Source organism: Mesorhizobium zhangyense (assembly GCF_011045115.1).
Classification (GTDB): domain Bacteria; phylum Pseudomonadota; class Alphaproteobacteria; order Rhizobiales; family Rhizobiaceae; genus Mesorhizobium_M; species Mesorhizobium_M zhangyense.
In genome coordinates this window covers 42,812-56,393 of the sequence record NZ_JAAKZG010000007.1, presented here as the reverse complement: position 1 = coordinate 56,393, position 13,582 = coordinate 42,812, and the positions used below count along the sequence as shown (strand labels likewise).

The window sequence follows — 13,582 nt, the reverse complement described above, 5'->3', positions numbered from 1 at the left end:
CGCAAGCCGGCGGGAGGCTATTCGATTGCTTAGACGCGATAATAGCGGTTGGCGCGTTTTTCGGCCTGCTCGACCGCTTCCTCGGGCGTCATCTGCCCGGTGACGGCGACCGCAAACATGTCGACAAGCACATAGTCCGCCATCACGCCGGCTGAGGCGTAACCGAGCGGGCCGGCATAGCCGTTCGGGCGCAGTGTCTCCGAGGCACGGGCATAGGGCGCGTGGATCGGATCGGCCGTCCAGACGGGATTGCTGGCAAACGCCTTGAGCGGCTGACAGCAATAGGCGCTGGCACCGGCGATCCAGGAATTCATCTGGTCGGCTTCCATCATGAACTTGATGTAGGCCTTGGCGGCTTCCGGATACTTCGTGTGACTGAACAGCAGCAATGAACTCGTCTGGTGAAGCTCCACGCTCTGTCCGACGGGACCGATCGGGAAATTGGTCGAACGGATATCGGCAGCGATCTCCGCAAGCGCCGGATCCTTCTTGGCTGCATAATAGACGGAGACGCCATTGGCGATCAGCGATACCTGACCAGCGAGGAAGGCGCGGTTGTTGTTGATGTCCTGCCAGCTTTCGGTGCCTGGGATGAACGTCTCGTAGAGCGCCTTGGCGTAGTTGATGGCCGCGATTGTCTCCGGGCTGTTGATTGCGACTTTGCCGCTCTCGTCGACCATTTTGCCGCCATGGCTCCACAGCAGCCAGTGGGCGTAGTTGTTGCCGTCACCAACCGCCTTGCCGTGCGGGAAACCCGCGGGCGTGCCCTTGGCTTTCATCGCCTTGCAGAGTTCCAGGAAGCCGTCCGTGTCCTTCGGGAACTCGTTGAAACCGGCAGCCTTCATATGACTGTCGCGGTAGACAACGGCGTTGCCTATAGCCGCCAGGGGCAGAGCGATGAACTTGTCGTCGCGCACAGCATAGCCGCGCATACCTTCGTACCAGCCGCCATATTTGTCGCCGAGATAGGTGGCGAGATCAGTCATATCGACGAGCTTGTCGGGATATTGATGGGCATCGTCGAACCAGCACATGACCATGTCCGGGCCGGAACCGACGTTCGCCGCCACCGCCGCTTTCGGACGAATGTCTTCCCAGCTCTCCTTGTCGACACGGACTTCGACGCCAGTGGCCTCGGTGAACTTCTTGGTGTTGGCGAGCCATGCGTCCTCGTCACCCTGCACGAAGGGTGTCCAGCGCAGGAGGCGCAGGCTGGCGCCTGCTTCCGGCGTGTATTTCGGCTCCGCGCCTTGTGCGAATGCAGGAGTCATTCCAAATTTTCCAAGGCCGCTCGCCGCCACAATGCCGGCGGAAGCGGCGAGTAAATCGCGTCTGTTGATCGTCATCGATTTTCCTCCATCTGGGTTTACGGGATCTGGTTATCTGCCAGCGTCGCACCGTCCCGAAGCGGCGCATGCCGTAATGAAACCTTTCAGGAAACGGCCTAAAGCCGGCGTCCGCTTTCGGCGTCGAAGAGATGCGTGGAGCGGGTGTCGATCGCCACGTTGATGATGTCCCCGGGCCTGGCCGCGACACGTTCATGGAAGACGCAGGCGACGTCGACGCCTGCCAGCTTAGCCATCATCTGCGTTTCGGAACCGGTCGGCTCGATGACGACGACCGTGATGGGAATGCCCGAACCATCAAGCCGCATGCTTTCGGGCCGAAGGCCATAGATAAGGTCCTTGCCCTTTGCCGCCTCAACAGGCTTTCCCACCGGAAGCACCGTGCCATCCAATGCAATGAAGCGGCTGGCATTTTCCGGATCGAGGCGGCCCTTGATCATGTTCATGGCCGGCGAGCCGATGAAACCGGCGACAAAGAGATTAGCCGGCTGATCATATAGCTCGAGCGGCGCGCCAATCTGCTCGACAATACCGTCATGCATGACGACGATCTTGTCGGCCATGGTCATCGCCTCGATCTGGTCGTGCGTGACATAGACCGTCGTCGTCTTCAGTCTCTGATGCAGTTCCTTGATCTCGGCGCGCATGGCAACGCGCAGCTTGGCATCGAGATTGGACAGCGGCTCATCGAACAGAAAAACCTGCGGATCGCGAACGATGGCGCGGCCCATGGCAACGCGCTGGCGCTGGCCGCCGGAGAGCTGGCGCGGATAGCGGTCGAGAAGCGGCGTAAGTCCCAGAATTTCAGCGGCCGGCTTTACCCGCGTCTCGATCTCTGCCTTCGACGCGCCCTTCAGCTTCAGCGAAAAGGCCATATTCTCGGCCACCGTCATATGCGGATAGAGCGCATAGTTCTGGAACACCATGGCGATGTCCCGTTCCTTGGGCGCCAGCCGGTTGACGACCTTGTCGCCGATGCGGATTTCACCTGCGGAGATATTCTCCAGTCCCGCGAGCATGCGCAGCAATGTCGACTTTCCGCAGCCTGACGGACCGACCAGAATGACGAATTCGCCGTCGGCGATTTCGACATCCACTCCTTTGATCACCGGATGCGATCCGAACGATTTCTTGACATTCACGAAGTCGACTGACGCCACGCTATTTCCTCCCAGAATTGCTGTGCAGTTTCGGCTGTCGTTATCTTTTCAAGCGGCTCTCCTGTTCAAGCTCTCGTGGTTCGCTTCATCCGCGGCCGACCAATGGCATCTTCGTCGCCATGACGGTCATGGTCAGGACATTGGCCTCCAGCGGCAGGCTCGCCATATAGACCACGGCATCGCCGATGTGGCTTGCCGGGATGGTCGGCTCGCTTGCCATCTCGCCATTGGCCTGTTGCACGCCGCCTGCCATTCTCGCGGTCATCTCGGTTGCAGCATTGCCGATATCGATCTGCCCGCAGGCGATGTCGAAAGGCCGACCGTCAAGCGCCGTCGACTTCGTAAGCCCGGTGATCGCGTGCTTGGTCGACGTATAGGGCGCGGAATTGGGGCGCGGGGTCTGAGCCGAGATCGAGCCGTTGTTGATGATGCGTCCACCCCGCGGCGCTTGAGCCTTCATCAACCTGAACGCCTGCTGCGTGCAGAGGAACGCGCCGGTGAGATTGGCACCCACGACGGCACTCCACTGTTCGAAGGTAATTTCCTCCATCGGCACAGCGGGCGCGCCCATTCCGGCATTGTTGACCAGAAGGTCGAGCCTGCCGAACTCCGCCTTGACCGTCTCGAAAAGCGTCGCGACAGAACCTGGATCGCCGATATCTGCCGGGATCGCCCGAACCTTGCCGCCCCTAGCGAGTTCGCTGGCAGCCTTGTCCAGAACGTCCTGCCTCCGGCCAGTTATCACGACGGTAAAGCCTGCCGCGAGGAGCGCCTCGGCGATCGCTTTGCCGACACCCGTGCCGCCACCGGTAACCAGGGCGATTTTGGCCTTTGCCGGTTCGTCCGTCATGATCAGACCTTGCCTCCCAATTCGTCCTCGATATGCGCCTTGATGATATCGTCGAACCGGGTTTCAGCCTTGAAACCAAGGCTCGCTGCACGTTGCGCGTCGAAATCACAGGGCCATCCGGCAACGATCCTGCGGATGGTTTCGTCCGGCTCACGCCTGATGAGGCGCGCTGCCTTGTCGCCCGCCACCCGGGTCAAAGCCGCTATCTCCTCGCCGACGGTCGCGGAAAGGCCGGGCATCGTCAGGTTGCGGCGGGCTCCGACCTTTTCCAGATCGAGCCTGGCGGCATGGATGAAGAAACCGGCAGCCGAGCGCGGGCTTGCGAACCAGTGGCGCACGCTCTCTTCCACCGGAAGCACCGCTTCCTTTCCGGCCAGCGGCTCGCGCAAAATATTAGAGAAGAAACCGGAGGCGGCTTTGTTGGGCGTTCCCGGACGGATGCAGATCGTCGGCAGGCGAATGCCGATGCCATCGAAGATTCCGCGACGGCTGTAGTCCGACAACAGCAGTTCGGTGATCGCCTTCTGGGTGCCGTAGCTGGTCAACGGCGTGGTGAAGAACTCGTCGCCGATCTTGTCCGGAAATGGCGCACCGAAAACCGCAACCGATGACGCGAAGACAACGCGCGGCCGATAGGGCGACTTCATACCTTCGGCGCGGATCGCGTCGAAAAGTGCACGGGTGCCATCGAGATTGACGCGGTAGCCCTTGTCGAAATCGGCTTCCGCCTCGCCGGAAACGATAGCGGCCAGATGAAAAATCATGTCGGGGCGCGTCGCAATCAACCTGGCTGCCGCACCATCATCGGAAAGATCGACCGCGAACGATTGCGAGAGCCCGGCCAGAGGCTGCGGTGCGATCGGCTCGACGACATCGACCAGCGACAGGCGTGTCACCTCGCCGCCAAGAACGCCGTCTTCCCCGGCAATTCGATCCAGAAGTTTGCGGCCGACCATTCCGGCCGCACCGATGACGAGCACATGCATATGCCTAGTTTCCTCCCGGGGATGCAGCGTCGATGACGCATCCTGATTCTTGAATTCTCAACGCCCTTCGCCTCGGGCGACGTGGCCTTCCAGCATCTCCTTGGTCGTGTCGTGAATGCGCTGCAGATGTCCCTTGAAGGCCAAGACGACCGCTTCGCGGTCATGCGCCCTCAGGGCCTCGACGATCGCAACGTGATCGGCATAACTCTCCTCGATCGCGCCCGTCCTGGCCATGGCGTAGCGGCGATGCTCCATCATGTAAGTGTAGAGGTCGGTGACGAAATCGGCCAGAAGCGGGTTTCCGCAAGCACGATAGACCGTGACATGAAACTCCCGGTCGCAGATCAGGAAGCGGACAGGGTCGGCATTGGCCACCCGCTGGGCGGCGAGCGAACTGTCCAGCCGCGCCAGATCTGCTTCGCAGATCCGATCGGCGGCATCGCCGACCACCTTCAATTCGATGAGCAGGCGGGCTGCGTGGACGGAGTTCAAATCGTATCTGTCGATCGCGCTTGGTGCTGCGATCGTCACCGGGACATGAGTAAGATCGATATTGGCGACCCGCGTGCGGCTGCCTTGCGAGACTTCGACGATGCCGCGCGCCGAAAGCGCCTGTATGGCACCGCGAACGGTTTCGCGGCTGACGTCCAGCGCCGTCGCCAGTTCGCGCTCTCCGGGCAATTCGTCGCCGGCGGCAAGAACGCCCGTGGCGATCAGAGACATCAGTTTATCGGCAATCACATCACGCGCCGTACGACGCGTCAGGCTGGGCCTGAGGTCGGGTACCTGCGCCAGAATGTCGTTGCCGATCATATCCACAAGCACTCACTGATATACTGGTTGGTCCAGTAGACAAGTTAGACTAGTCGCATCGGAACGATGCTGTCAACGAGCAGAACGGCAGCAAAAACGAAGTTGTCGGCAGCAAGTGAGCCGCGTTCATTCAAAACGCTTTTCATGTACATAAAATTATGAAATAGTTTTCTCATGTCGAAGGGAGAACGGCTAAATGCGCAAGACCGGCGGGCACGGAAAGAAACTGTCCTACTACGATTTCGGGCACACCACCGTTTATGCCTCGCGCATGGACCAGCGTTTTCCCTACTGCGCTTATGTACCTCAAGATTATGAGGAAGATGGCGACAAGACCTATCCGCTCGCCGTGATCGTCCACGGCACGGAACGTGGCATGCAGGCCTATCGCGATGGTTTCGCCGATTTCGCCGAGGAGAACGGCGTCATCGTGCTGTGCCCGCTGTTCCCGACAGGGATCTGCTTTCCCGGCGATCTTTCCTCATACAAAATGCTGCGTGCGGGCGATCTGCATTATGACGCCATCATGATCGATATGATCGAGGAGATGCGCGAGCGCTACCGCATCATGGGCGACCGCGTCATGATGTACGGCTTCTCCGGCGGCGGGCATTTCACGCACCGCTTTTTCTACCTGCATCCCGAACGACTGATGGCTGCATCGATCGGCGCACCAGGCGTGGTGACGCTGCTCGATTTCGACCATGACTTCTGGGTTGGCGTGCGCGATTTCGAGGCTGTGTTCGGCAAGAAGATCAATCTTGAAGCCATGCGCAACGTCGCGGTGCAAATGGTGATCGGCGGAGACGATCACGAAACCTGGGAAATCACCATCACGCCCGAAGACGCCTGGTGGATGCCGGGTGCCGATCTCGCCGGTCCTGACCGCAACGACCGGATGCGGTCGCTCAAGAAGAGCTTCGAACAACACGGGATCGATGTGCGGCACGATATCGTTCCGGGCGTAGCCCATGACGACCGGCTGCTGATCGCCAAGGTCAAGGACTTCTTCAAGCAATCGCTGAGCGCTGTCCGCGCGCCGGCCTGACAAAACAAGCAGCGGACGGAACACCTGGAGACGAAAATGAGCTGGAAGAAATCGATCTTTTCGGCCGCGCTGGGCGTTGGCCTGACGCTGGCCGGCATGGCCTATGCGGAGGAGCCCCAGACCGGCGGCACGCTTAACATCCGCATCAACTCGGATATTCGCGGCACTGACGGTCTCAATCGTGACGGGAACACCGACACCGTTCTACACCACATCTTCGAGACGCTCGTCGCCTATCGCGAAGACCTGACCATCGGGCCTTTGCTGGCGGAGAGCTGGGAGGTCTCACAGGATGGCAAGACCTACACCTTCAAGATCCGCGAAGGAGCCACCTACCACAATGGCGACCCGGTGAAGGCAGCGGACGTCAAATGGAACTGGGATCGCCGCGTGGCGGCCGGCCAGGAGTGGTTTTGCAATTCATTTTTCGACGGTTCTCAGGGCCTTAAGGTCGAAGCAATCGAAACACCGGACGACCGCACCGTCGTCTTCAGGATCAACGAACCCAATGCCCTGTTTCTTGCCCAGCTTGCTAACATCCAGTGCAACGGATGGATCGCGAGCCCCAAGAATGTTGGTGCAGACGACAAATGGAATCCCGATCTTCCGATTGGCACCGGCCCGTTCAAGCTGAAGGAATGGCAGAAGGGCCAGTATATCGCACTCGAGCGGAATGCCGATTACAAGCCGGTGAAGGAAAAGATGAGTGGTCTTGCCGGCGATCGGACCCCCTATGTCGACGACGTGAAATTCCTCGTCATTCCGGATACATCAGCTTCGGAAACCGCCCTCTTCGCCGGGCAGATCGACATCCTGCCCAATCTCGAAGCAAGCCGCATCGAGGAGACAAAGGGGCGCGGGGTCACCGTGTTGTCCACCCCGGGCCTGGCCTTCACGCCGCTGCTGATCCAGACGAAAGACCCTCTGTTGTCGAATGTGAAAATGCGGCAGGCAATCGCCCACGCGATCGACTTTGCGCAGATCGCCAATGCGCGCACCAATGGAATGTCTGGTTTCAATCCATCCGGCGTGGCGCAGGCCAGCGCCTTCTTCGATGACGATTTCTTGAAGTGGCCGAAATACGATCTGGAAGCCACCAAGGCACTGCTGGCCGAGGCCGGCTACAAGGGCGAGATCATCAAGATCCAGACCAACACGCGCTATCAGGGCATGTATGAGAACGGCGTGCTGACTCAGGCCATGCTTGCCGCAGCCGGCATCAATGCCGAGCTTGAAGTGCTCGACTGGGCAGCGCAGCTCGACAACTATCTCGCCGGCAAGTTCCAGATCCAGGCCTTCGGCTATTCGGCGCGTCTTGATCCATCGCTTATGTACGGCGTGCTCCTCGGCGACAAATCGACCGACCCGACCGCGCAGTGGGACAGCAAGGAGGCCTTCGATCTCTATCTGAAGTCGACCAAGACGACGAACTTCGAAGAACGCAAGGCGCTGTTCAAGCAGATCCACGCCTTGATGGCGCAGGAGGTTCCGATCCTCGGCCTCTACTACGAGCCGGTTACCGATGCGGTGAATGCGAATGTCAAAGGCTACAATGTCTGGCCGGCCGATAAGACACGCGCCTGGGGCGTGTGGAAAACCAAGTAGGCTTCAGCCGGAAGCAGGCATGCCAAATGAAAAGGGCGGGGAAATCCCCGCCCTTTTTTTGTCTGCGCAGCCAGAACGACAGCCCGAACTGTCAGACAGCGACCGCTTTTGCCTTGACGGCCTGCACGCCCGCGAATTTCCGGTCGAGCAGCATCGCGGCATCGAGAAGCCGCTTGGTGTATTCATGCTTGGGCGCATCGAACACTTCGTCGCGCGCGCCGACTTCGACGATGCGCCCGTTCTCCATGACGGCGACGCGGTCGGCGACCTGTTCGACGGCGCCTAGATCGTGCGAAACGAACAGGCAGGCGAAACCGTGGCGCTCCTGCAGGCTGCGGATCAGTTTCAGGATCTGTTTTTGCACGGTCATATCGAGCGCGGACACCGGTTCGTCGGCGACGACGAAAGCAGGCCGCCTCACGATCGCCCGCGCAATGGCGACGCGCTGGCGCTGGCCGCCGGAAAGCTGATGCGGCAGACGGCGGGCGAACTCCGGCCCAAGGCCGACTTCCGAGAAAACCTCCTTCACGCGCTCGGCTCGCTGGCGGCGATCCATCGTTGGGTAGAGCTTGAGCGGTTCAGCGACGATATCCTCGACGCGCTGGCGCGGATCGAGCGACGAGTACGGGTCCTGGAAGATGATCTGCATCTCGCGGCGTTGAGCGGCAGCACCCTGATCCAGCAGCGACTGGCCACGAAAAGTAATCGCTCCGCTAGTAGGCTGAACCAGACCGACAATCGCGCGGCCAAGCGTAGTCTTGCCCGAACCCGATGCGCCGACCAATGCCAGCGTCTCGCCCTTGCCGATCGTCAGGTCGACGCCGTGCACCGCACGTTTTCCGGCCGTTTTCTTGAAAAGCCCATCACGGCCGGGATAATCGATGACGATATCCCTGAGTTCGATCAAAGGCTCGCCAGCGCGATCGGCGCGGGCACCGCCTGCGGAGCGGCGCGGCAGCGCATCGACAAGGCGCTTCGTATATTCGTGTTTCGGGCCTTGCAGCACTTGCGTGCTTTCGCCCTGCTCAACGGCAACGCCCTTGTGCATCACCACCACGTTGCGCACGTAATGGGACACCATACCAAGATCATGACTGATCAGCAGGACGCTGGTCTGGTTCTCTGTCGTCAGCTCCACCATCAGGTCGAGCACGTCGCGCTGGACCAGCGTGTCGAGCGCCGTCGTCGGCTCGTCGGCGATCAGAAGATCCGGCTTCAGCAGCATCACCGAAGCCAGCATGATGCGCTGGCGCATGCCGCCGGAGAACTCATGCGGGAAAGCCGCCAGGCATTTCGTCGGCTCATGGATGCGGATGCGCTCCAACATCGCCAGGCAACGGTCGCGGATTTCGGCCTTCCCAAGCCGCTGGTGCAGAAGCAGACCTTCCGCCATTTGGTCGCCGACGGTCATCGAGGGGTTGAGGGAGACCATCGGCTCCTGAAACACCATGCCGATGCGCGCGCCGCGTATCTTGCGCATGGCCGCCGGTGGCAGGCGGGTAAGCTCGGTGTCGCGAAAGCGGATGCTGCTGTCCGGCGTCACGATCAGGGGCGGCGGGAGCAATCCAAGAACGGCGCGTGCGGCCATCGTCTTGCCGGAACCGGATTCACCGACCAGTGCCAGCATATCGCCCGGCGCGATCGAGAAACTCAGGCCGTCGACCACCTTGTTTCCGGCAGGACCGATTTGTACCGAGAGATCGTCGACCTCAAGGATCGGAGAAGGCACATCTGATTGCGGCGTCATGGTCAGCTCTGCATCTTCGGGTCAAGACGGTCGCGGATCGCATCGCCCAGCATGTTTACGCCGAGAAGCGTGATCGAGATGCACAGGCCGGGCAGGATGATGAGATGCGGCGACTGGCTGATATAGGGCCGCGCCGTCGCCAGCATGTTGCCCCAGCTCGGCGCCGGCGGCGGCACGCCGAGGCCGAGAAAGCTCAACGCACTTTCCGAAAGGATGATCCAGCCGAACATCGTCGTGGCCAGAACAGTGATGGGCGCGACGCAATTGGGCAGGACATGCCGCGCCATGGTGATGATCTCGCTGTTGCCCATGACGCGCGACGCTTCGACGAATTCCCGCTCGCGGATGGACAGGACGGCGCCGCGAACGACGCGCACCACCACCGGCAGATAGGCAAGGCCGAGCGCTATGATGATGCCGTTACGGCTTGCGCCGAACACGGCCATGAAACCCAGTGCCAAAAGCAGGCCGGGGAAGGCCAGCAGCGCATCGTTGAACGTCATGAGTATGCGGTCGGTCCAACCGCGCAAAAATCCGGCGAGGACCCCGACGATCACGCCGAAGAAAATGGCGAAGGCGACGGTGGAGAATGCGATCCAGGCGCTGGTGCGCGCGCCATACATAAGACGGCTCAGAACATCGCGCCCGAACTCGTCGGCACCAAGCAGATGCGCCGGCGACGGCCCCTTCAGGCGCGACATCAGGTCGAGCTTGAGGGGATCATAGGGCGCAAGCCATGGCCCGGCGATGGCGATGAACAGCAGCATCGCCACGACGATGCCGCCGACCAGGCCGTTGAAGCGCAGACGCGGCAGTTTCAACGCCCGCGCGATCATGTCGTAACCCTCGGATCAAGAAGCGGATAGACGAGATCGACGGCCAGATTGACCACGACATAGATGAAGGCGACGAACAGCATGCAACCCTGCACGACGGGATAGTCGCGGGCATAGATTCCATCGACCAGAAGCCGGCCGAGACCGGGGATGGTGAAGACGGTTTCGATGACGGCGATATTGGCAAGCAGGCTGCCCAGGATCAGGCCAATGAGGGTCCAGGTCGGCGCAAAAGCGTTCTTGAAGGCGTGCCGCCACATGACGGCCGGTTCCGACAGGCCCTTGGCGCGCGCATGGGTGATGTAGTCCAGCCGCGCAACTTCGATCGTGCTGGCTCGGGCCATGCGGGCGATAGAGCCTGATTCAACCATGACCAGTGTCGCGACGGGCATGATGGTGTAGAGCAGCGCGCCGGTGAAATCGCGCCCGAAGGGAACATAACCGACCACAGGCAGCCACCCCAGCCAGAGCCCGAAGACCATGAGCATCATGAGGCCGAGCCAGAAACTCGGGATCGACAAGAGCAGCGTCGATGTCGCGATGACCGCGATGTCACCGAAACGGTCCTGCCGCCAGGCGGCGAACATGCCCGCCGGCACTGCGATCAGTGATGCAAGGAAGACGGCCAGAAGAACGATCGTTGCCGACACTGAAAAACGTTCGAGAATGAGCGGCAGGACTGCCTGGTGGGTGGAGATCGATTGACCGAAGTCGCCCGAAACGACATTGCCGAGCCAGATCAGATATTGAACGATGACGGGCTGGTCGAGGCCCATCTGATGGCGCAACGCCTCGACCTGTCCCGGCTGCGCGAGATCGCCCAGCATCAGTGTCGCGGGGTCACCCGGAATAAGCCGTATCAGGGCAAATACGGTGATCGAAACGATCAGCAGGGTCGGGATCGCCGTGGCGAGCCGGCTCAGGATGAAGCGGACCATCGTTTCTCCCCGTGTTTGACAGCGGCGCCATTTGCAAGGCCGCCTGTGCTGGAAAGCCTGGCAAGCAACGCTTCGTCCATTCTCAGATCATAGCGGGTGAACGCCCGATTGATCGCTGGCAGCGGTGCAATTTCCATCATGCCTTTCGCCGGCTCGCAGACGATCATCGCGACGGTGGCGGAGAGGTTGCCGCCCTCCTTCTTCATGGGCGCGCGGCAGACGCAGAAAGGTGCTGCAAAATCGTCGAACAGCGCGTTCTTCAGATCATCGGCGACGATGTCGCCGCTGCGCGCAGACAGAAGTTTTTCGACGCGGTGGTCGCGATAAAGACTGTCCGGCACACTGGCGAGACCGGTCTCCCTGAGCTTCGAAAGCGCCACCTGGCTTTGCCAGTGATTGGCGTGCACGATCATCCCGTTTCTGGGATAGATCGGAAAGGCCTCGTCCGGCGCACATTCCAGATCGACCGCGTAGCCTTCGGCCGTGCTGACCATCATGTTGTTCGAGCCGGATTTGGGCGTGATGGCAACGACGCGGAGCGCCAGGGCGAAATGCTGCGCCTCCAGCGCACGCCGGCGAATGAACGGCAGGGGGATGCCGATGTCGCGATAGTCACGATCGGATTCGAGATAGTTGGCCGTTACCGTTATGCCGGCCGAATTGAAACCGCTGCGCGCCAGGCCGCCAGCTTCGGTGAAGGTCAGCACATCGGGCCCGTCGTCGCGCAGGATTCTCAGCACGACCGAGGTGTCGGCGCATTCGGCCTTCCAGTCCCAGTTCTGGCCATGAATGAGTGCGCCATCCCGGGTCGCTTCGGGCAGGATGACGGCGCCGGTGCAGCCATCCGGCTCGTCGTCGCCAACACCCTTCTCGCGGCGCGCCAGCTGAAGCACCTCGGTTCGCGCATTGACGAGCACGACGGAGGTGAGATCGACAGCCGCGCCGGCTGCAATTCCTTCCATCTCCTCAACGAGATCGGGCGCCCATGCCTTGATGTTCGGCAGGAATATCGTGACGAGCCGGGATACGTCTTCCGAGCTGAAACCAAGCCGACGCAGTTGCTCCTCGTAGAGGCTGGCGGAAAGTCTGACGCGCTCACGCGCCTGTTCGCCATACATGCACCCGCGCTCGCTTGGCGTTCCCCGGACTTCAACGAGAGGGAAAGGGGCAATGTCAGTCATCAGGTTAAGCCTCAGCGGTCGCGTTCCAAATCAGCATAGTGCATTTTGATCAAATGAAAAGCACAATTTCGCGCAGTTTGAGGGGTTCGCGTTGCGTTGTGTTGCATCTATAATGCGCTTCGCACGGGGAGAACTCATGAACCAGACGATGATCGATGAGCACGAGCCTGCGGAAGGACCGAGCCCGCTTCAGATCGATCTGGCGCGGCGCATCCTCGAGCGCATCCGCGATTTCGAGCTGGGCGTCGGCACCCGAATATCAGCGCCGGAACTCGCCCGTGCCTTCGGCGTGTCGCGGTCTCCGATCAGCGCCGCGCTCGACATGCTGGTGGAAAAGGGCGTGCTGCAGCCGACGGAAAAGCGTGGGCTTCGCATCGCCTCGGACATCTCGGGCATAGACATCCACGATCTGCTGCCGAGTTCGCCGATCGAAGATTTGTATCGGCGGATGATGCGCGAACGCGCGTCAGGCGAACTGCCGCAGGACGTATCCGAGGCAGAGCTGATGCCGCGCTACGGTGTTTCGCGAGGGATCGTGCGCAAGCTCCTTATGCGTTTTGCCGCCGAGGGACTGGCGCAGCGGCTACCCGGGCATGGCTGGCGCTTCGTCGACTCGCTGGTTGGCGACCAAGCCTATCGCGAGAGCTACGAGTTTCGCATCGTCGTCGAATGCGCAGCATTGCGGGCGCCGGCTTTCAATGCCGACCCCGAACATCTGGGACAGGTCCGCCGCGCGCATGAGCGCATCCTCAGGGATCCTCAGGCCAGCACTGGCGGCGACGAGTGGTTTCGCGTGAATGCGTCGTTCCACGAAAGCCTGGCCGCCTGTTCGGGAAACCGGTTCCTGGTGGACGCCGTACGCCAACAGAACAATCTCCGACGCATGCACGAGTCGGGCGTCTTCCTCGAGCTTCCGGTCGAGCGCATCGAGCAGTCCTGTCGCGAGCATCTGGCCATACTCGACGCGGTGGAGGCGGGCGACATGGAATGGGCGGAAGCGATGCTGCGCCAGCATCTGCGGCAGGCATCCGAGTTCCGCTGGCCGCCGCGAACGCCCGAAGATTCCTGACGC

General features: G+C 61.0%; 12 protein-coding genes. 3 read left to right on the top strand and 9 right to left on the bottom strand.

Features of this window, described 5'->3' with window-relative positions:
- Window positions 1-29: 29 nt before the first annotated feature.
- The 5 genes from G6N74_RS17735 to G6N74_RS17715 form a co-directional block, all read right to left on the bottom strand.
- Window positions 30-1,346, bottom strand: coding sequence for an ABC transporter substrate-binding protein (locus G6N74_RS17735; RefSeq protein WP_165119281.1), 1,317 nt, complete (start codon window positions 1,344-1,346; stop codon window positions 30-32).
- A gap of 98 nt (window positions 1,347-1,444) precedes the next feature.
- On the bottom strand, window positions 1,445-2,506 hold the full coding sequence (locus tag G6N74_RS17730) for an ABC transporter ATP-binding protein (protein WP_165119280.1): 1,062 nt from the start codon (window positions 2,504-2,506) through the stop codon (window positions 1,445-1,447).
- A gap of 85 nt (window positions 2,507-2,591) precedes the next feature.
- The gene (locus G6N74_RS17725; RefSeq protein WP_165119279.1) at window positions 2,592-3,356 is read right to left on the bottom strand and encodes an SDR family oxidoreductase; all 765 of its coding nucleotides are present in this window, start codon (window positions 3,354-3,356) and stop codon (window positions 2,592-2,594) included.
- A 2-nt stretch (window positions 3,357-3,358) separates the two neighbouring features.
- Entirely contained in the window at window positions 3,359-4,342 is a 984-nt protein-coding gene (gene denD, locus G6N74_RS17720; protein WP_165119278.1) for a D-erythronate dehydrogenase, read from the bottom strand.
- Between the two features lie 57 nt (window positions 4,343-4,399).
- Window positions 4,400-5,155, bottom strand: coding sequence for a FadR/GntR family transcriptional regulator (locus G6N74_RS17715; protein ID WP_165119453.1), 756 nt, complete (start codon window positions 5,153-5,155; stop codon window positions 4,400-4,402).
- 196 nt (window positions 5,156-5,351) lie between these two features.
- On the opposite strand from G6N74_RS17715, the gene G6N74_RS17710 reads away from it, so the two are divergent.
- On the top strand, window positions 5,352-6,203 hold the full coding sequence (locus tag G6N74_RS17710; protein WP_165119277.1) for an alpha/beta hydrolase family protein: 852 nt from the start codon (window positions 5,352-5,354) through the stop codon (window positions 6,201-6,203).
- 36 nt (window positions 6,204-6,239) lie between these two features.
- On the top strand, window positions 6,240-7,808 hold the full coding sequence (locus G6N74_RS17705; RefSeq protein ID WP_165119276.1) for an ABC transporter substrate-binding protein: 1,569 nt from the start codon (window positions 6,240-6,242) through the stop codon (window positions 7,806-7,808).
- Between the two features lie 91 nt (window positions 7,809-7,899).
- Here the strand turns inward: G6N74_RS17705 and G6N74_RS17700 are convergent, their stop codons facing one another.
- The 4 genes from G6N74_RS17700 to G6N74_RS17685 are packed head-to-tail and all read right to left on the bottom strand — an operon-like array spanning window position 7,900 to window position 12,510.
- The gene (locus tag G6N74_RS17700) at window positions 7,900-9,555 is read right to left on the bottom strand and encodes an ABC transporter ATP-binding protein (RefSeq protein ID WP_205826738.1); all 1,656 of its coding nucleotides are present in this window, start codon (window positions 9,553-9,555) and stop codon (window positions 7,900-7,902) included.
- Window positions 9,556-9,557: 2 nt separating this feature from the next.
- Window positions 9,558-10,370 (bottom strand): ABC transporter permease, encoded by an 813-nt coding sequence (locus tag G6N74_RS17695; RefSeq protein ID WP_165119451.1) that lies wholly within the window; start codon window positions 10,368-10,370, stop codon window positions 9,558-9,560.
- 17 nt (window positions 10,371-10,387) lie between these two features.
- Window positions 10,388-11,329, bottom strand: a complete 942-nt coding sequence (locus G6N74_RS17690; RefSeq protein WP_165119275.1) for an ABC transporter permease — start codon at window positions 11,327-11,329, stop codon at window positions 10,388-10,390.
- A complete protein-coding gene (locus G6N74_RS17685; protein ID WP_165119274.1) occupies window positions 11,311-12,510 on the bottom strand; it encodes a C45 family autoproteolytic acyltransferase/hydrolase in 1,200 nt (399 codons plus the stop codon). Before G6N74_RS17685 ends, G6N74_RS17690 begins: the two co-directional genes overlap by 19 nt.
- Before the next feature lie 136 nt (window positions 12,511-12,646).
- Between G6N74_RS17685 and G6N74_RS17680 the strand changes: the two genes are divergently transcribed.
- Window positions 12,647-13,579 carry a GntR family transcriptional regulator gene (locus tag G6N74_RS17680; RefSeq protein ID WP_165119273.1) on the top strand — a complete coding sequence of 311 codons (933 nt, stop codon included), beginning with the start codon at window positions 12,647-12,649 and terminating at the stop codon, window positions 13,577-13,579.
- Window positions 13,580-13,582 lie beyond the last annotated feature (3 nt).